At 56.1% G+C, this 18,497-nt stretch carries 12 protein-coding genes, 1 tRNA gene and 2 pseudogenes; 9 read left to right on the plus strand and 6 right to left on the minus strand.

Features of this window, described 5'->3' with window-relative positions; genetic code table 11:
* The first annotated feature begins 120 nt into the window (after window positions 1-120).
* From LOY33_RS23630 to LOY33_RS26155, 5 genes and pseudogenes are all read left to right on the plus strand, one after another.
* Window positions 121-3,861: a bifunctional diguanylate cyclase/phosphodiesterase gene (locus LOY33_RS23630; protein WP_258660244.1), complete on the plus strand. Its 3,741-nt coding sequence runs from the start codon at window positions 121-123 to the stop codon at window positions 3,859-3,861.
* 13 nt (window positions 3,862-3,874) lie between these two features.
* A tRNA-Ile gene (locus LOY33_RS23635) sits at window positions 3,875-3,951 on the plus strand.
* A 126-nt stretch (window positions 3,952-4,077) separates the two neighbouring features.
* Window positions 4,078-5,140 (plus strand): annotated as a pseudogene (locus LOY33_RS23640) (site-specific integrase).
* A 228-nt stretch (window positions 5,141-5,368) separates the two neighbouring features.
* Window positions 5,369-5,586: pseudogene (locus LOY33_RS23645) on the plus strand (DNA-binding protein).
* A 915-nt stretch (window positions 5,587-6,501) separates the two neighbouring features.
* Window positions 6,502-6,744, plus strand: a complete 243-nt coding sequence (locus tag LOY33_RS26155; protein ID WP_196305291.1) for a TraK family protein — start codon at window positions 6,502-6,504, stop codon at window positions 6,742-6,744.
* Between the two features lie 783 nt (window positions 6,745-7,527).
* On the opposite strand, the gene LOY33_RS23650 is transcribed toward LOY33_RS26155, so the two are convergent.
* From LOY33_RS23650 to LOY33_RS23660, 3 genes are read right to left on the minus strand one after another with little or no spacing between them, the layout of a single operon-like run.
* A complete protein-coding gene (locus tag LOY33_RS23650) occupies window positions 7,528-8,691 on the minus strand; it encodes a hypothetical protein (protein ID WP_258660245.1) in 1,164 nt (387 codons plus the stop codon).
* Window positions 8,691-10,886 (minus strand): ATP-binding protein, encoded by a 2,196-nt coding sequence (locus tag LOY33_RS23655; protein ID WP_258660246.1) that lies wholly within the window; start codon window positions 10,884-10,886, stop codon window positions 8,691-8,693. Before LOY33_RS23655 ends, LOY33_RS23650 begins: the two co-directional genes overlap by 1 nt.
* Before the next feature lie 47 nt (window positions 10,887-10,933).
* On the minus strand, window positions 10,934-11,908 hold the full coding sequence (locus LOY33_RS23660; protein WP_258660249.1) for a DNA cytosine methyltransferase: 975 nt from the start codon (window positions 11,906-11,908) through the stop codon (window positions 10,934-10,936).
* 87 nt (window positions 11,909-11,995) lie between these two features.
* Between LOY33_RS23660 and LOY33_RS23665 the strand changes: the two genes are divergently transcribed.
* Entirely contained in the window at window positions 11,996-13,186 is a 1,191-nt protein-coding gene (locus LOY33_RS23665) for a restriction endonuclease (protein ID WP_258660252.1), read from the plus strand.
* 1 nt (window position 13,187) lies between these two features.
* On the plus strand, window positions 13,188-13,598 hold the full coding sequence (locus LOY33_RS23670) for a very short patch repair endonuclease (protein WP_019471268.1): 411 nt from the start codon (window positions 13,188-13,190) through the stop codon (window positions 13,596-13,598).
* Between the two features lie 401 nt (window positions 13,599-13,999).
* Here the strand turns inward: LOY33_RS23670 and prfH are convergent, their stop codons facing one another.
* The 3 genes from prfH to LOY33_RS23685 all read right to left on the minus strand — a co-directional run bounded on the left by prfH (window position 14,000) and on the right by LOY33_RS23685 (window position 16,958).
* Window positions 14,000-14,620 (minus strand): peptide chain release factor H, encoded by a 621-nt coding sequence (gene prfH, locus LOY33_RS23675; RefSeq protein WP_258660254.1) that lies wholly within the window; start codon window positions 14,618-14,620, stop codon window positions 14,000-14,002.
* A complete protein-coding gene (locus tag LOY33_RS23680; RefSeq protein ID WP_011531823.1) occupies window positions 14,620-15,756 on the minus strand; it encodes an RNA ligase RtcB family protein in 1,137 nt (378 codons plus the stop codon). The genes prfH and LOY33_RS23680 overlap by 1 nt, the downstream gene beginning before the upstream one ends.
* Window positions 15,757-16,166: 410 nt before the next feature.
* Window positions 16,167-16,958, minus strand: coding sequence for a helix-turn-helix transcriptional regulator (locus LOY33_RS23685; protein WP_116052342.1), 792 nt, complete (start codon window positions 16,956-16,958; stop codon window positions 16,167-16,169).
* Window positions 16,959-17,045: 87 nt separating this feature from the next.
* Here LOY33_RS23685 and panB point away from each other — a divergent pair, with 87 nt between their 5' ends.
* Together panB and LOY33_RS23695 are read left to right on the plus strand one after the other, a co-directional pair.
* A complete protein-coding gene (gene panB, locus LOY33_RS23690) occupies window positions 17,046-17,867 on the plus strand; it encodes a 3-methyl-2-oxobutanoate hydroxymethyltransferase (protein WP_043863699.1) in 822 nt (273 codons plus the stop codon).
* Window positions 17,868-17,944: 77 nt separating this feature from the next.
* The gene (locus LOY33_RS23695; RefSeq protein ID WP_258660256.1) at window positions 17,945-18,403 is read left to right on the plus strand and encodes an Lrp/AsnC family transcriptional regulator; all 459 of its coding nucleotides are present in this window, start codon (window positions 17,945-17,947) and stop codon (window positions 18,401-18,403) included.
* Window positions 18,404-18,497: the final 94 nt, after the last annotated feature.

Below are 18,497 nucleotides of genomic sequence, written 5' to 3' on the forward strand. Positions count from 1 at the left end.
CCCCGGCAAATGCCGGGGTTTTTCTTTTTCAGGCCCTGACGTTTTAACCCCTGCGTTCTTCGCCCTTCGGTCAAACCCCCGTCTACACTCGAATCTATCCACTTGAGTGACGAGGCCGCTATGCCCAGACTGCCGGCCCTCGTGCTGCCCCTCCTGCTGATGTGGAGTGCAGCGGCCGGCGCCTTGACCCTGAACGACGAAGAGAAAGCCTGGCTCAGTGCGCATCCGCAGCTGCGCCTGGGCGTCGACGCATCCTGGCCACCCTTCGAATACCGTGACCAGGACGGCAAGTACCAGGGATTGGCCGCCGACTACATTGCGTTGATCCAGGAGCGCCTGGGTGTTGTATTCACGCCGATCGAGCCGAGCAGTTGGTCGGCCGTGCTCGAACAGGCCCGGCAGGGCCAGCTGGACCTGCTGCCCGGCATCATGTCCACCCCCGAACGCCAGGGCTACCTGGCCTTCACCCGCCCTTACCTCGACTTCCCCATCGTGATCCTGGCCCACGAAGGCGGGCCCAGGCCACGTGACCTCAAGGAGCTGTACGGCCTGAAAGTCGCCGTGGTGGAGAACTACGCCCCACACGAACTGCTGCGTACCCACCACCCCGACCTCAACCTGGTGGCGCTGCCCAATGTCAGCTCGGCGCTTCAGGCCCTGGCCACCGACGAAGTCGATGCCGTGGTCGGCGACCTCGCCTCCAGCGTCTGGAGCCTGCGCCAGCTAAAGCTCGAAGGGCTCTACGTCAGCGGCGAAACCCCTTACCGCTACCAGCTGGCCATGGCGGCCCCGCGCCAACAGAAGATGCTGATCGGCATCCTCGACAAGGTGATTGCCGACATGAGCCCGGCCGAGCTCAATCATATCCAGGAGCGCTGGGTCGGCAAAGTGCTGGAAAACAGCAACCGCTGGCGCGACCTGCTGCTCTACGGCCTGCCCGGCATCCTGCTGCTGGTGGCGATACTGGCGGCGGTGATGCGCGTCAACCGCCGGCTAAGCTCGGAAATTTCCCGGCGCATAGCCCTGGAACAGGAGCTGCGCAGCAGCGAGTACCACTACCGCGGCCTGGTCGAGAGCCTCTCGGCGATTGCCTGGGAAGCCGATGCCAACAACTTCACCTACAGCTACGTCTCGCCCCACGCCGAAGACCTGCTCGGCTACCCGATCAGCCAATGGCTCAAGCCCGGCTTCTGGCGCGACATCCTGCACCCGGACGACGCCCTCTGGGCACAGGCCTACTGCGACAGCGAAACCGCCGCCGGCCGCGACCACAGCCTGGACTACCGGGTGATCCGCGCCGATGGCAGGGTGCTGTGGGTACGCGACATCGTCAGCCTGATCGAGCATGGGCACACCCCGGTGATGCGCGGGCTGATGATCGACATCAGCGAAACCAAGAACACCGAGCAGGCCCTGCGTCTGTCGGAGCAGAAGTTCGCCTCGGTGTTCCAGCAATGCCCCGACATCCTGCTGATCGCCCGGGTCAGCGATGGCTGCCTGCTGGAGGTCAACGAAGCCTTCGAGGACCAGATCGGCCTGAGCCAGGACCAGGTGATCGGCCGCACCGCCGCCGAGCTCAACCTGTGGGGCATCGAAGACCAGGGGCCAGCCCCGCTGCAGCGCCTGCAGGGCGGCAATATCCGCAACCTCGAAATGCCTTTTCGGCGCAGCAACGGCCAGCTGTTCACCGGGCTCACCTCGGCGGAGATATTCGACCTGGACAGCACCCCGGCGCTGGTGGTGGCGGTGCGCGACATCAGCCAGCTCAAACAGACCCAGGAGCAACTGCAGACCTCCGAAGAAAAGTTCGCCAAGGCCTTCCACGCCTCGCCTGACGGCCTGCTGCTGTCGCGCCAGAGCGACGGGCTGCTGATCGAGGTCAACGACGGGTTCTGCCGCATCACCGGCTTCGATAGCCAGGTACTGGACCACAGCACCCTGGAGCTGGGCATCTGGGTAGACCTCAACGAGCGCCGGCAACTGCTCGAGCTGCTGAACCGAAACGGCTTCGTACGCGACTTCAGCTGCCACATCCGCCGCGCCGACGGGCAGATCCGCCTGTGCGAGGTCTCGGCGCGGCCGCTGCCGATTGCCGGCGTGGACTGCATGCTGACCATCGCCCGCGACATCACCGAGCGCCATCTGATGCAGGAAAAACTGCAACTGGCGGCCACTGTGTTCGAAAACACGGCCGAAGGCGTACTGATCACCGACATCGACCAGCACATCAGTGCGGTCAACCGCGCGTTCAGCGAAATCACCGGCTACAGCGAGTTCGAAGCGCTGGGCCAGACCCCGCGCCTGCTCGCCTCGGGCCAGCACGACAGCGCCTTCTACGCCGCCCTGTGGCATCAGCTGACCGCCGAGGGCCACTGGCAGGGCGAAATCCAGAACCGGCGCAAGAGCGGCGAGCTCTACCCTGCGTGGCTGACCATCAGCGCCGTGCGCAATCACGAGCGTGAGATCACCCACTTCGTCGCCGTGTTCGCCGACATCTCCAGCCTCAAGCATGCCCAGGCCGAGCTCGACTACCAGGCCCACCATGACCCCCTCACCGGCCTGCCCAACCGCACCCTGTTCGAAAGCCGGCTGCAGGCCGCACTCAGCAGCCCACAGCCTTCGGGTCGCCAGGGCGCGGTACTGTTCCTCGACCTGGACCGCTTCAAGCACATCAACGACAGCCTCGGCCACCCGGTCGGCGACCTGCTGCTCAAGGCAATCGCGCAGCGCCTGAAAGAACAGGTGCGCGACAACGACACCGTGGCACGCCTGGGCGGGGACGAATTCATCATCCTGCTGCCCGGCCTGCACCAGCCAAGCGATGCCGAGCATATCGCCAACAAGCTACTGGCCTGCTTTGGCGCACCGTTCCAGGCCGGCGAACACGAGTTCTTCACCAGTGCCAGTATCGGCACCAGCCTGTACCCCCAGGACGGCACCGACGTGGCCTCGTTGATCCGCAACGCCGATGCGGCCATGTACCGCTCCAAGGCCAAGGGGCGCAACCGGGTCGAGAGCTACACCCGCGACCTGACCGCCCAGGCCGCCGAGCGCATCGCGCTGGAGCACGAACTGCGCCGCGCCATCGAGCGCAAGGAACTGAGCCTGAGCTACCAGCCCAAGTTCAGCCTCAAGACCCAGAGCCTGGTGGGCGCCGAGGCCCTGATTCGCTGGCGCCACCCGACCTTCGGCGACGTACCGCCGGAGCACTTCATCTCGCTGGCTGAAGAAAATGGCATGATTCTGCAGCTGGGCGACTGGGTGTTGGAGCAGGCGTGCCGGCAGATGCAAGCGTGGAAGCACAGCTACCTTGCGTTCGGGCCGCTGTCGGTCAACCTGGCGGGCGCGCAGTTGCGTCAGCCGTTGCTGGTACAGCGCATCGAGCAATTGCTGCGCACTCACCAGCTCAAGGCGGGTGACCTGCAGCTGGAGATCACCGAGAACTTCATCATGAGCCAGGCCGAGGAGGCGCTGGCCATCCTGCACCAGCTCAAGCGCATCGGTGTGCAACTGGCCATCGACGACTTCGGCACCGGCTACTCCTCGCTCAGTTACCTCAAACGCCTGCCTCTGGACATCCTCAAGATCGACCAGTCGTTTATCCGCGGCCTGCCGGATGACCCGCACGATGCGGCGATTGCGCGGGCGATCATTGCGCTGGGGCGCAGCATGCAGTTGACCATCATCGCCGAGGGCGTGGAGAACCAGGCGCAGCAGCAATTTCTGGCGGCCGAGGGTTGCGAACAGATCCAGGGCTACATCGTCAGCCTGCCGCTGGCGGCGCCTGAATTCGCCGCGACCTTTCTACGCCGGGCAGTTTCGGATCTTTCGGATAGCACAGCCTCGAAACCCTCGCTATAATCCGCGACCACTGGGGCCTATAGCTCAGTTGGTTAGAGCAGAGGACTCATAATCCTTTGGTCCACGGTTCGAGTCCGTGTGGGCCCACCAAACTCAAAGCCGCGCATTGCGCGGCTTTCGTGTTTTTGGCGGAACCACCTCAGATACAGTCCTATGGTCTAAAGGTACAAATTAGGTACAGTGCGGCTTCGCTTGCACGCCTTTGGAGTCCTTCAGATGGCTACAATCGTCAAAACCCCTGCCGGCACCTGGAAGGCCGTTATCCGCAAGACCGGATGGCCGACCAACGCCAAAACCTTCCGCACCAAACGCGACGCTGAGGACTGGTCACGACGCACCGAAGATGGTGCGCGGTGTGTACATCCAGCGCAGCGGCTCTGAGCGCATGACGCTGGAAATAGCGCTCAAGCGCTACCTGACCGACATTACACCCACAAAGAAGCCTACGACTCAACGCGGTGAGATCTCCAAGGCTAAAAAGCTAACGGAACATCTGGGCAAGTACTCTCTCGCAGCCCTTTCCGCTGAAACCATTGCCAACTATCGCGACAAGCGCCTTAACGAGCCAGGCCGCGCAGGCACGACCAGCAACAACACCGTTCGCCTGGAGCTGGCTCTACTGAGCCACGTTTTCACGGTCGCGATCCAGGAGTGGGGGCTGGGCCTGACGTTTAACCCCGTGTTGAATATACGCAAGCCAAGCCCCGGGGAGGGTCGCAATCGTAGGCTCTCGCCGGATGAGGAACGGCGGCTGTTCGCAGAGGTGAATCGGCATAGCAATCCAATGCTTGGGTGGATCGTTGGCATCGCTCTGGAAACTGGCATGCGCTCAGGTGAAATCGCTTCGCTACGCAGACCTCAGGTGGATATAGAGCGACGCATCGTAAGACTGGTTGACACGAAAAATGATGGTCAACGAACTGTGCCACTGAGCAAGCGAGCCACAGAGCTTTTCAGAGCCGCGATGATGAATCCAGCTCGCCCTAGCGAGTGCAACCTGGTGTTTTTCGGTGAGCCCGGTAGAGATGGAAAGCGCCGCCCCTATGCGTTCACAAAAATCTGGGGGCTGTTGGTTAAGAAGCTCCAGCTATCCGACTTTAGATTTCACGACTTGAGGCATGAGGCTGTCAGCCGCTTGGTGGAAGGTGGTCTTTCCGACCAAGAGGTATCAAGCATTAGTGGCCACAAATCGATGCAAATGTTGAAAAGATACACACATCTACGCTCCGAAGATCTAGTAGCCCGGCTGGACAACATGTCAAAAAACAAAAAAGTTTAGCTAAAAATTCAAAACAGTTTAGCTAAACCCCAGCACTATAGCCGCACCACACCAAGTGAAGTTAAAATTTAGCGGCTAAAACAGCTACGACTCTAAATAAGTTGAGCTAAAACAAGAACGGAGAACTATAGCTAAACTATCCAGCTGTCAAGCCAATATTCAAAAAGTTCTTTATAAATTTGCGCTAGGTGTCATAGGATATGCGAAATTAAGCGGAGGACACCTAGCATGACCACTGAAGAATATATACGCGACTTATTCTCTGGGGCTCCACTTTTGTCCCTCGAACAGCTTGCGGAGGTGCTACACAGAAGCAAGGATGGCTTGAGGATCAGTCTGAGTGGCGACAATGAGGTATCGAGAAAATTCCTCCCCTGTAAGGTGAGAATTGGCAGGAGGATTTATTCAGAACCGCAGATGTAGCCAAGGTGCTTGAGCAGGGCTGACGAAGATGTCTATATCCCTAGTTGTAAAAGAAAGGTATCCAGCCATTTCACAATTATCCCTAACGATGTAATAAGCGACTCAAACCTGAGTTGGAAATCGTTGGGCCTACTTGTGAAATTACTATCACTACCTCCAGGCTACCCATACCTGACGGTGGAATCGCTATCTAAGAAAAACGGCACTGGCACAGCCGCAACCAGGAGCGGATTGCAGGAGTTGGAGGACGCAGGCTACTTGAGCATCAAGCGCACCCATGACTCCCGCGGACGATTCGCAAAAACGGTATGGCATATATCTGACGAGCCCCATAGCCAAGCCTCCGCTGCACCATATTGCGATAACCCGAACATGGATAAACCGCACACGGAGCAGCCGCACCAGGGAAAACAAGCACATATAAATACTAACAAAACAATAAAACCAAGAAATAAGAAAACTACTACGTCCCTCGACGATGTACCGGTAGCCGATGGTCCGCCGCTGCGGTTGACGGCATTGGTATCAGCTGAAACGAGAAGCCAAATTTTCAAGGCGCTGGAGCAGGTTGCTCCCGTTGACCAGCAACGCATGCTGGACGAACTGTCGGCTGCGATCAAAGCGGGATCTATCAAAACTACAGCAGTCCGGTGGTTTCACGGAATCATCAAGCGATATCGAGATGGCAGCTACAACTTCAAGGACCGAGCACCTGCGGGGAAACCTACGCGTGACGATAACGCACCTCACTTTACCTCGGCAGACAACCCGGAAATAGGCCCGTCAAGTGTCAAGAACGAGAACCGGTCGACCGTAGGAAAGGAGTACTTGAAGAAGTTAAGGACAAATAGGTCTAGCTCTGGCATATCACCAGTCCGAATTTTGACAAATGAGAAACCAGGCCCTAGCTCTGAGGTTTAGTCATCCATGAGGTTGAGATGAAACCCCTTACCATACGGATCGCAGAACGAGTAATCGCGACCTACCCTCCTTCAGACCCGAGTACCAATTTGGCCAAGTTCATCTTGCTACGCGAGGAAATTCTGCAAGCGATTGAAGGTGGTTGGTCCTTACTAGGGATCTGGAAGACTTTGCATGATGAAGGATCTATCGACTTTGGCTATCAAGCTTTTCGTCGTTACGCCAGGAAATTACTACCCATAAACTGCGGTGTTCATTAGCTATTGAGCACCGTTGCTTAGCCGAACAATCGTTGTTCTAGAGTTCAACAACCGACCATTTCCGTTGTTCAAGCGATCAGCTCATAATTAAACGCTCTAGCGCACATGTTGCTTGCCTGAGTTCACTACTGACGCTCATCTCAGCTACACGAATATTCAGGGCAAGACAGGTGAAGTTAGCTAACCGACAAGTCGGCTAGCTAACTTCACTTGCGTATTCGCGCCTGTAGCACTCAAAGCAGGGAGTCGCTGCCGCGACTTTCTGAGCACCACAAGCCTCATCATGCCCTGCATCAAAATTAGGATGTAGCATCTTGAAGGCCGCCGCAACGTACCGTGCTAGGGGCCAGTGCAAAAATAGGCCTTCATTAAGAACCACTCCTCTGTCAGCTCTTCAAGGCCCATCCCAACCGCTAAGGAGTCTGGCTGGCCAGACCTGAATCTACCCGAGCCCGAGAAGACGAACGGCCACTCAGATTGACCATGGCAGCTTATCTGGGAGTAGAAGAGGTCTAAGACTACCGCAAATTCACGATGACCCACTTGGGCAGGGATAAGGATGCGAGGGGAATCGCGACTTACATTTGATGCCCGCGGAAGGCGCTGTAGTCGCAAACGGGCAGTCGGCCACGACTGAAAGCCAATATTAGCCTCACCGATCACCTTGCGCGGCAGTTCAATGTCACTGAGCCAAATTACACAATGAACAATAAGCTAGAACGCTTAATTAATGCCAAAAGCTGCCCCCTCAGCAGAGAGCTTCAGGAGCAACTCTCAAAGTTCTTATGCGGTATGAGCCATACCCTTTTGATCCGCCTCAATCTCGGCGATCAACATAGCTACTAACCTCTCGGAGTCGATATCCGGGACACCGAAACGTCCGTAATACCTTGCAAATTTAGCCTGTATTGCCTCTGCAAACGGCGTATCAACAGTCGCAACCCGATTATATCTTTCGAAAGCTTCGAGTTCGCCGTACTGCACCTGAGACAACATTTGAAAATCGGCAACCAAATGCGGAAGGAACGAGGTTCCAGGCAAATACTTATATCTTTCCGGCTGCAATCCTGCCAACTTTCTATTATCAGCCAGAATACCTTTCAACTCAGTTCTTTTTGTTTTGCTGACTGCCGAATTTTGCATTATTAATTCCCTAATGCTCGAAAGCTCAGGAATTTCCTTGAGGGGGGTGCAGCGCACCAACAAAACATTATCAACTTTCCCTTGGGCGAAATCACACGCAGGGTTAACAACTAAGTAAAACCCGCCCTGCTCGGAATCTACAACAATATCTCCTAGCCCAATTCCATAGCTCACTGGAGGATATATATAGTATTCAACAGGGTGGATTTTTTCCAGGCCAAGGTCATGTTCCGGATTGAAAAATTTTCTTATTGAACTTGAACTCAATGAGCTAGCAAGTCGTCTCGCTAGAAGATATGCAACCTCACCGTCTTCGCTCAAGTCATCAGCCGAAATTCCACCATTCTCGACATGATCCCAGAGGTACTTCCTCTGCTGCTCTTTGATGTACCTTATCAGGCTTGGTAGTTTTGTATCGAAGGAATATTTAACTGCCGCACTAAGCTCTTCATGGGCGCCCTTTCTGACAACCTTAACAAAACGACCTTCAAGATCCTTGATTTTTTCAGCGTAGCCAGTATGAAAAACAACAGGGGTAAATTGATGCTGCTTCAAGCTTGCAAGAATTCTTTCACCTCCGTAACTCTCAGAACTTGCATCATCCTCTGCGTCATCTTGAAGATCGAGAACTAAAAGATCAAAGCTGCTGTTTTCGACCAACACAAGCGCTTCGTTAAAGCTTTTTGCAGTCACGCACGAGACAACGGAGTCTCCCAGAAAACCTTCAGATTCGAAAGTCTCCTTGAGCATTTCCAGTATTTCTTCGTCGTCGTCTACGATCAAAAAATTCCATTTATTACTCATTAAACTCTCCTGCGCAAAGTAATTCTAAATGCAGCGCCGCCCAGCGAATTGCTCTCCATCAGTTCCAGGCTTCCGCCGTAGTAGTCGCTCACAATATCGCCAACTATAGATAACCCAAGCCCGACTCCATCACTTTTGGTGCTAAAGTATGGTTCGAATATGGACTCTCGATTTTCCCAAGCCACGCCTGGGCCACTATCAGCAAGGATTATCTCAACCGAAGTGTCAGCGTTTCGTTTCACGGTAGCCGCAACGATGCGGGAATTATCTGGGACCAAGCTCAGCCAATACAAACTGTTCTGCATAAGATTAACGAATACTTCTTGCAGCTCAGCGGGGTCTACTTTAACGAGTGTCTGAGTATCTGAAATGGTGAATTTAATCTTCAGCCTCGTAAAATCATCACTTAACAACTCCTGAGAGTCTTTGATTATTTGCTCCATGTATAGCTGGGCCGGACGCCCTCGCCTTCGACCGCCAAAAGGTTCTATCCGTTTAAAAACACCATCAAGGACCTGGCCCTGTTTCAGTATTTTTTCAAAGCGATCTAGTAGAGATGTTAAGTTCGGTCTTTCTATAGACTTGGATATTTCCCGAGCAACACTATCGTACCCCAACTTAGCATAGCCCACAATTTTTGATAAAGGGTGCCGACCTTGATGTAGCAGCCCATCAATTAGCTGACCTAAGGTCGCCAAGCCGTGATACCTGGCGACTACCAGCTTGAGCTCACCTAATCTACTGGCAAAATCTTTCTCGACTTTCTGAACCATTTCAAATGCAACTTTGTCAGACGGGTGATTATCTGACAAATGAGACTTAATCTGGTCAAAATCTATTGGATCAAAAAGACTTGGCTTGTTTGTTTGTTCGGTCTTAGACCCACCCGGATCTGCTTTCTTTTTGTACTGTCGTCTGTACGTCTCCATCCGAGAAAGTATCGTAATCATGATCTCTCGCAAATCATAATAAGCTTGACTTTCCCTCAACCCTTCCCGGTTCGACTGATCTTTTAACTCCGGGTTTCCATCCGCAGTTATTTGAACATACCCAAATATTTGGTTATTGGACAGTCTAAGTGTTGGATTTTGTACACGACGCAAATCTAACCTTAACCAGTCATTGTTTGGTTCGCCGTAAGGGAGAACTCGAAAGCCATCCCTATAAATGTTTACACCCGCAAAAGAGTCTAGATCTTTCCTTACATTCGAAATCGAGCTTTTTACCATCTGCACAATGTTGCCAAGATCATCCCTATCCCAAATCCTAAGTTCAATGTCTAGCGGGCCACACTCTGGTGATCGGAAATTTTCTTTGTCGGGCAGAGCTGACTCTCCGACCAGCTCCCAACGCCCATCAGATGTAGGAACTAATCGGCCTGTCAGTGGTATAGGGTCTCCATTAGCAACAACAGTATAAACCAGCTTGAAACTACCGTCGGCGTTGACTCTTCCCGAGACCGTGTAATGTGGGTATTTTATTGATTGAGGCGGCTCGATATTTTTCGAGAATTTACTATGCGAGCTAGGGGCAGATATTCTTATCTTAAATCCATCTACTTCTGAAAAAGGGGAAACCAAACGTGACAATCCTCGCTGCAAAGCAAGAAAAGTCATTTCATCCCAAGTATTTCGCAGCCCCCTCATCCTCAAAATTGTTCCTTGAGGTTGACTATTTACATCAAAAAAATCATTCGGCAATATTTCTTTTGGCGCACGCACATCAGTTTGTATTTTTATTTCATCAAGAAATTTTTCTTCATCATCAAACTGGGTCCAATCGAAGAACGCATACGCTTCATTGGGACTTGCAGATTTTTTGCTAATCAGTTCAAGCGAGTTTGCCAGTCTCGACGCGGCAAAGCGGCCAACACCTTTCTCTCCTAATACTCTCCGCGAGCCATTAGGGCTACTCTTATCTTTTTTCTTTGTAGGTGTTGCTGGCTCCATCCAAGCGTTTCGGATGGTGTTGATATCCATGCCGGCGCCATTATCGATTACCTCAACAAAACCTTTACCTTCCTCAACATTATCGTCAAACTTTATGAGTACGTCTTTTGCGTCCGCGTCATAAGCATTTTTTACTAACTCTATTATGGCAACGGTATCATTACTAATCAGCTCCTCACCTAAAGTCTTCATTATCCTTGCTCTAGGACGAAATATTGAAGGAGGTGATTTTTGATTGTCATTCATAAAAAATCCTTTTCGACATAAAAGACAGTTAAGCCCGAGCCAAATAATTAAGCCGCCTTGTGCTCTTGAGCACCCTTAAGGAGCGATGCAACTATCGCCTCCATTACAGGAGAGCAAACAGCGTTCCCCATTAATTTAACTTTTTCACGCCTAGTCACGTCGGGAAATTTATAATTATCAGGAAACCCCATGGCTTTGCGAAGTTCATCCGGCTGAAGCATACGCATCATATGCCCACTGGGGGTAGGAGTTACATAAGCGAAACGGTCGATGGTGGTAACCGTACGTAGCGGCTCATCCATCCGTTGCCAGCCGCCTCCACCGTCGGAACCGTAGTAGACGATGAGGAACGCTTTGTTCTCTCCCAGCTCGGCTATAGCCCTATCAGCTCGTGCAAGCGTGTCTTTAGCGCGCCGCGGGGTTCTGAGCGGAGTCATCTTATATGTGCCTTCCGGCGCCAAAATGTCCCAGACGTTACGATAAAACGGATTCAGGGGTTCTATCGCCTCAGGTTGACCTCGCAGTTCAGCAATCATGAACAGCCGCCTTCTGCGTTGGGCAACGCCGTAGTGGGAGGCATCAATGATCTGCTCATGCACGTTGTACTTGAGCTTCTCCAGTGCTTTCTTCAGCTCACCATAGCGCGACCAAGGTTTCATATGCACAACGTTTTCCAGGGTGATCCAGCGAGGCTTCATTACCTTCGCATATCGGATGACCTGGAAAGCAGTATCACGACTCTCATCCGAACGTGGCTTGTTACCACGGGCGCAGGTGTGGTGGGTGCACTCAGGGGAGGAGATCAGCAGATCTATAGGCCCTGTCTTGGCTAGAACCTGCTTTGGAGTGAGCTTGCGAAGATCCTGTTCGAAGACGTGGGCTTCGGGGAAATTGAGACGAAACGATTCGACTGCCGGCCCCCAAAGATCAACCCCCCCGACGATTGTGGCGCCGCCTTCACGGGCACCTAGGCTGGCACCGCCAGCACCGCAGAACATATCAAATGCGCGTATCTGATCCATTGGAAAACGTTCCATTTTATCGTTGTAGCCAGGTTACCAGGTTACCGGCACCATTCAAGTCCTTACGGCTAAGGGGCAGTCTAAAAAATGAGCAGCAACCAGGTTTTTTCTTTGAGCGAGCTGGAGGGTGCCGACCTACTGATTGACGCCTGCTACGCCGGCAGTCGGAAAGGCAACGCAGGCGACGAACCACTGACGCATTTACTGAAGGTCAGCAATGAAGGCGGTTTCCGCATCAGAGGGAAGCGAGACGATCCGTTGCTCATCACATTGGTGTCCAGTCTGCAGGATCCTGACTGGCCTGATGAGTTAGATCTCTCAACGGGTACCTTCACCTATTACGGTGACAACAAGGAGCCTGGCCGCAAACTGGACCAGACCAAGCGCTACGGAAACAACCTACTCGAGCTGATCTTTGAAAGTCTGCATTCCGGCCAGCGAGAGCGTATACCTCCCATTTTGGTGTTCACCAAAGCCGGAAATTATCGAGACAAAATCTTCCGCGGCTTGGTCGTTCCAGGAACCATCGGGAGTACCCATAACGATGACCTGATCAGCGTCTGGCACACCAGTGAGGGGCAGCGCTTTCAGAACTATCGAGCGACCTTCACTATCCTGGACATCTCCAAAATTCCCCGTGCATGGCTCAGCGACATTATCAATCATTCAATCCGTGGGATCGACAGCAAACACGCTCCGAAGGAGTGGATAGACTGGACCAAGAGTGGACGTTTCAAGCCACTGATTAGTAAGCGCACCCAGCCAATACGGTCGAAAGCAGAGCAGTTACCCTCCTCAGCTTCAGAATTTCGGATGCTACAGACTCTGCATAGCTACTTCCAAGCAGACCCATATGCCTTCGAGGTCTGCGCAGCTCACTTGGTCAGGCAATGCCTGCCAGATACGGTCGAGCTCGATCTGACCAGACGCTATCGGGACGGAGGACGCGATGGTATTGGCAAATTACGCATTGGACGGCCAGAGTCATCGGTTCTGGTTGACTATGCGATTGAAGCAAAGTGCTACCAGCCTGAAATTTCGGTAGGTGTCAGCAAGGTTTCACGATTGATATCACGGCTCCGGCATCGGCAGTTCGGGGTTCTGATCACCACCTCGTGGGTGAACTCTCAAGCCTACAAGGAGATCGTAGAAGATGGACATCCCGTAATGATTCTTTCGGGAAGGGATATTGTTGAGTTACTCAAGGAGGCTGGATTGCAGAGTGCAACCGAGCTGACCAAGTGGCTCAAGACTAGCTTCCCCATCGAGCAGGCCTAAAATGTGCGCGGACATCGTCTCACCAGCTCAACGCTCCAGCATCATGAGGCGAATCCGTGGCAAAGATACGAAGCCGGAGATCATCGTGCGTTCGACTTGCCATGCGATGGGTTTACGTTTCAGATTACATCGCAGAGATCTCCCCGGTTCGCCTGACTTGGTATTTCCGAAGTTCCATCTGTGCCTTTTTGTACATGGCTGCTTTTGGCATCGTCACCCCAATTGCAGATATGCCTACACACCAAAATCTAGATCTGAATTTTGGCTGTCAAAGCTCTCCAGAAATGCGGAGCGGGATCTAGAGGTTCAAAAAGCCTTGCGGTCTCTAGGTTGGAGCACAGAGGTGGTCTGGGAATGCGAGACCAAAGACCTGGAGCGGCTACACAGAAGACTCGAATCAATCTTTTCCTGAAAGCATGGCCTTGCTCTTTTGGGGCGTCACAGCCCAGTACACCAGCGGTACAGTGCCCAGTTCGGACTTTCTCTGTTAAATTACGCTAAACACCAGCAACGATGGTGCTTTCAGCTTACTGTACATGCGCTATGCTATGGTCGATTTCACCGGGCTTGCAGTGTTTCTTGGCAACTCATAATCCTTTGGTCCACGGTTCAAGTCCGTGTGGGCCCACCATACTCAAAGCCGCGCATTGCGCGGCTTTTGCGTTTTTGGCGGGATCGCCTCAGATACGCAGTGCTCATTTGCAACTCGTAAACCCGAGTGCGAGCCGGGTCCTTTCCTCATCCGTTTTTGTGAGGCCGGCATCGCCTACGCCGCCCGGCCTGACTTTTGCTCGACGACTATTCGCACACAATCTACTCGTCAGCCGGCTCGAAGCGCTCGCCGCGAAACACCCGACGTGGATTGCCACGCTCGATGCGGTGATGGAACAACCGCCGCTCCGCGCGCAGTTCGCTGTCGACCTGCTCTGCCTGTTGCGCCAGGCGTTGCCCGATGAGCAGCAGCGCCAAGCGTTTGTTGGCGTGCTGGCTACGCTCGCTCTGTACCTTGACGCTGACGCCGCTGGCCAGGTGCGTTGCGCGCACTGCCGAATCGGTGGTGTTGACATGCTGACCACCCGGCCCGGACGAACGCAAGGTCTCGAAGTGGATCTCGCTCGCCAATTCCGGTGCCGGTGGCGCAAACCGTGCGCCCCCAAAGAACCAGTTCTTGCGCGCATGCCCCGGCCGGTACGGACTGCTGCACGTCCATTGCAGCGAGCCCGTCCAGTGATCCGCCAGGCGCTCGGCCTGCTCGCCATCCAGTGCCAGCAACACCGAGCGCAAGGTACCGCGCCGCGACCCCGGCTCTTCTTCGAGTATCCGTACCGCCACGGCCTGGGCATCCGCTTCGGCCTGCAGCCTGAGCAATGCCTTGGCCACTGCCAGGGCACATTCTTCCGGCCCCTGAGCCGCCGAGAGTTGCAGCAGGATCATCAGCAGCACCCTCCGCGCGTCTTGTAGGTCAGCACCGGTTTCAGTCGTGCCAGCACGCGAACCAACCCCGCTTCACGCAAGGCACCCACCACCGAGTCGATAGCCTTGTAGGCCTCCGGCGCTTCCTCGTAGATCAGCGCCCGGTCGGCGCAGATCACGCGGCTGCCTAGTGCCGTACGACTCAGTTGCTCGACGCTGTAGCGCGAGGCGAGGCGGTCCTTGCACTCGCTGCGCATCCATTTGCGTCCGGCGCCATGGGCCAGGGATAACAGGCTGCGCTCGTCGGCGATCGGCTGTACCAAGTAGCTGTAGTCGCCGCGCGAACCAGGGATCACCACCGCCCCCTGATCCGACGGTGTGGCGCCTTTGCGATGCAGCCAACCATCGAGCCCGTCGACCTGCGCTGGCGACACCAGGTTGTGGTTGATGTCGAGCAGTACATCGCCATCGGCACGCAAGCGGTCGAGCATGCGCCGGGCAATCAACTGACGGTTGGCTTCGGCAAAACGCAGCGCGCCGTCGTGCCGGCCCAGGTAATGAGTGCTGGCCTCGCTGCCCGCCTCCAGCCCGTGATGACCGAACAGGTCGACCTGCTCACGCAAGATCGCCTCGCCCAAACCACGCGAGCCGCTGTGCACCAGCAACAGCAGGTGTTTGCGCTCGATGCCCAAGGCTGCCAGGGCCGCATCGTCGTAGTTTTCATCAAGTTGCTGCAGCTCGGCGAAGTGGTTACCACCACCAATGGTGCCTAGAGAACGCTCGTGTCCCGTGGCAGGCAAACCGAAGCTGGCGACGGCCTCCTGCCACGTCTCGTCGAGCGGCAGGTCGAGGTTGCCAAGGCGTTTCTCCAGCTTGTCCAGATGCAGCTTGGCGGTCGGGATGTCCGTGCGCCACAGCGCCATGCCACAGCCGATGTCATTGCCGACCAGCGCCGGGTACAAACGCCCCACGGAAAAGAATGCCGCGCCGACCGGATAGCCACGCCCCGGATGCAGGTCCGGCATGCCGGCCACCCGATGCATGCCCCCTAGGCGAGCGGTGGTTTCGAGTTGTTGGATCGCTTTTCCTTCGATCCAGGTGTCGTCCGCGGCGACCAATACGGCGCCGTCGGACAAATTGCGAATGCAAGTGCCCATAGTCCAATCCTGATGGGTTGAAACAAAAAGATGTTCGGATTGGCAGGCCAGAGGCCGGGCGTTGCGGTACCGCTAACGAATAGCGGCGAATGCGTTCAAGCCAGGCGCGACCTGCAAAGGGTGATCAACTGTTGCATGATGTACCTCCTTTGCTGTCGGGTGAGAGAAGGCGGGCATCTTAGGTGTGTAATTGCCACCCTGCAACAACCTTGATCACATTTTTACCAGGAGAACAACGTCATGGCCGAAAAACCTGACCGCTCCGCGGTACAAAAAACATACCCTGGCGGTACAGTGCTCAGCTTCCAACCATTTCGCCAATTACGCTAAACACTAGTCCGTGTGGGCCCACCATACTCAAAGCCGCGCATTGCGCGGCTTTTGCGTTTCCGGCCCTCAGAGCTTCACAATCACGTCCCCAAACTGGCCGCATACACCCCCGGCGTCTTCCCATAGTGGCGCTGAAACAACCCGATGAACGCCGACACCGAGTCATACCCCAGTTCATTCGCCAGCCGAGTCACGCTCATGCCCTGCGCCAGCAACGGCAATGCGGCCAGCAAGCGCAGGCGCTGGCGCCATTCACGGAATGAAAGCTGGGTCTGCGCCTGAAACAGGCGCACCAGGGTGCGCCGCGATGCCCCCACCTGCTGCGCCCATTGCTCGATGGTGCGGTTGTCCCCAGGCTCGGCCTGCAGTGCATCGGTGATCCGGCGCAGGCGCGGGTCGCTGGGCAGCGGCAGGCTGAACGGTGCTTCGGCCAGCCCCTGCAACTCGTCCACCAGCACCTGCAGCAGGCGCGCCTGCGGCCCGTCGTCAGGGTAGTCGGCGGGAAAGTGGCTGACCCGTTCGATCAGCTCGCGCACCAGCGGCGTCACCTGCAGTACCGCGCAGTCACGGCGAGCGCCCGGCAGCACCGCGGCATCCAGGTACAGCCCGCGAAACGCCAGCGCCTGCTCACTGAACGCCGTGTGCTGCACCCCTGGCGGAATCCACAACGCGCACTGCGGCGGCAGCAGATAGCTGTGGCGCTCGGTCAGCACCTGCATGATCCCGGCGCTGGCATAGGTGAACTGCACCCAGTCATGGCTGTGCATCTGCACTTCATAACCTGCCGGTATGCCGAACATGCGCCGCTGCACCGGGCGCGAAAGCGCCAGCGGTACGGGCGGCACCTGCGGTATCTGTCCCGCTTGCGGCATCAGCTGTCCCCTTTGCTCAAGTGAGCCAAAAGTGCCGATGGTAGCCTGCGCCGCGACCCGTTGCACAACCTGATCGGAGACTTGTCGATGAGCACCCATGTACGTCAAAACCGCCTGACCATTCCCGCCATCCAGCAGCGCAAGGGCGCCGGCAGCCTGGTGGTGCTGACCGCCTACAGCCTGCCCATGGCCCGCTGGGTGGATGCCCATGCCGACCTGATCATCGTCGGCGACTCGGTGGGCATGGTGCTGTACGGCATGCCCAGCACCCTGGGCGTGACCCTGGACATGATGATTGCCCATGGCCAGGCGGTGATGCGCGGGGCAGAGCGCGCCTGCGTGGTGGTCGACCTGCCGTTCGGCTGCTATCAGGCCTCGCCGGAGCAGGCATTTGTCAGCGCCGCCCGGGTGCTGCGCGAAACCGGTGCACAGGGCATCAAGCTCGAAGGCGGCGCCGAAATGGCCCACACCGTCGAATTTCTGGTGCGCCGTGGCATTCCGGTGATGGCGCACGTGGGCCTGATGCCGCAGCAGGTCAACAGCATGGGCGGCTTCAAGGCCCAGGGGCGGGATGAACAAAGCGCAACCAAGGTGCGCGACGATGCCTTGGCCATGCAGGCGGCGGGGGCGTTCTCGGTGGTGCTCGAGGGCATCGCCGAGCCGCTGGCCCGCAGCCTGAGCGAAGCGTTGCACATCCCCACCATCGGCATTGGCGCATCCCCTGCGTGCGATGGGCAGGTGCTGGTGACCGAGGACCTGCTGGGCCTGTTCGGCGAGTACCAGCCGCGCTTCGTCAAACGCTATGCCGAGCTGCAACCGCAGATCGAACAGGCACTGGAGCACTACGCCCGCGAGGTGCGCAGCGGGGAGTTCCCGGGGCTGGAGCACTGCTTCAAGGCCGCGCCCTGATAGCACCGGCGTGGACAGTGGGTCGATTAGCTGCCTTAATCGGCCCACTTCCCAAGCGAAAGAAACGATCCCTGTCCATGCCCACCCGCCCTGTCGCCCTCGATGAAATCGACCGTCAACTGATCGCCGCCCTGCAGATCAACGCCCGCGAAAGCGTGGCCATGCTTGCCCGGCAACTGGGCATTGCCCGCACCACCGTGACCTCGCGCCTGGCGCGCCTGGAGAAAACCAACGTCATCAGCGGTTACGGCGTGCGCCTTGGCCAGCGCGTGATCGACGGCGGCCTGCAGGCCTATGTGGGCATCACTGTGCGCCCCCGCTCGGGCAAGGAGGTGGTACGCCGCCTGAGCGCCATGGGGCAGATCCAGAAGTTGTGTGCGGTCAGTGGCGAGTTCGACTATGTGGCGTGGCTGCGCAGCGATTCGCCCGAACAACTGGACCAGTTGCTCGACCAGATCGGCAGTGTCGAGGGCGTGGAGAAAACCACCACCTCGATCATCCTCAGCAGCAAGGTGGACCGCGGCCAACCGGTTTGACATGGGTTAGCGGGGAACAGATAGGGCCCTTCGCTGGCAAGCATGCTAACGGTGCTCGCAAACCTGTAGGAGCCGGCCTTGCCGGCGAAGGCAT

Origin of the sequence: Pseudomonas sp. B21-036 (assembly GCF_024748925.1) — a bacterium.
Taxonomy (GTDB): Bacteria; Pseudomonadota; Gammaproteobacteria; order Pseudomonadales; family Pseudomonadaceae; genus Aquipseudomonas; species Aquipseudomonas palmensis.

Bases quoted from the DNA above. Each gene is read 5' to 3' on its own strand.
- LOY33_RS23630 (WP_258660244.1), top strand. From the start codon at position 121: ATGCCCAGACTGCCGGCCCTCGTGCTGCCCCTCCTGCTGATGTGGAGT.
- LOY33_RS26155 (WP_196305291.1), top strand. From the start codon at position 6,502: ATGAAACCCCTTACCATACGGATCGCAGAACGAGTAATCGCGACCTAC.
- LOY33_RS23650 (WP_258660245.1), bottom strand. From the start codon at position 8,691: ATGAGTAATAAATGGAATTTTTTGATCGTAGACGACGACGAAGAAATA.
- LOY33_RS23655 (WP_258660246.1), bottom strand. From the start codon at position 10,886: ATGAATGACAATCAAAAATCACCTCCTTCAATATTTCGTCCTAGAGCA.
- LOY33_RS23660 (WP_258660249.1), bottom strand. From the start codon at position 11,908: ATGGATCAGATACGCGCATTTGATATGTTCTGCGGTGCTGGCGGTGCC.
- LOY33_RS23665 (WP_258660252.1), top strand. From the start codon at position 11,996: ATGAGCAGCAACCAGGTTTTTTCTTTGAGCGAGCTGGAGGGTGCCGAC.
- LOY33_RS23670 (WP_019471268.1), top strand. From the start codon at position 13,188: ATGTGCGCGGACATCGTCTCACCAGCTCAACGCTCCAGCATCATGAGG.
- prfH (WP_258660254.1), bottom strand. From the start codon at position 14,620: ATGATCCTGCTGCAACTCTCGGCGGCTCAGGGGCCGGAAGAATGTGCC.
- LOY33_RS23680 (WP_011531823.1), bottom strand. From the start codon at position 15,756: ATGGGCACTTGCATTCGCAATTTGTCCGACGGCGCCGTATTGGTCGCC.
- LOY33_RS23685 (WP_116052342.1), bottom strand. From the start codon at position 16,958: ATGCCGCAAGCGGGACAGATACCGCAGGTGCCGCCCGTACCGCTGGCG.
- panB (WP_043863699.1), top strand. From the start codon at position 17,046: ATGAGCACCCATGTACGTCAAAACCGCCTGACCATTCCCGCCATCCAG.
- LOY33_RS23695 (WP_258660256.1), top strand. From the start codon at position 17,945: ATGCCCACCCGCCCTGTCGCCCTCGATGAAATCGACCGTCAACTGATC.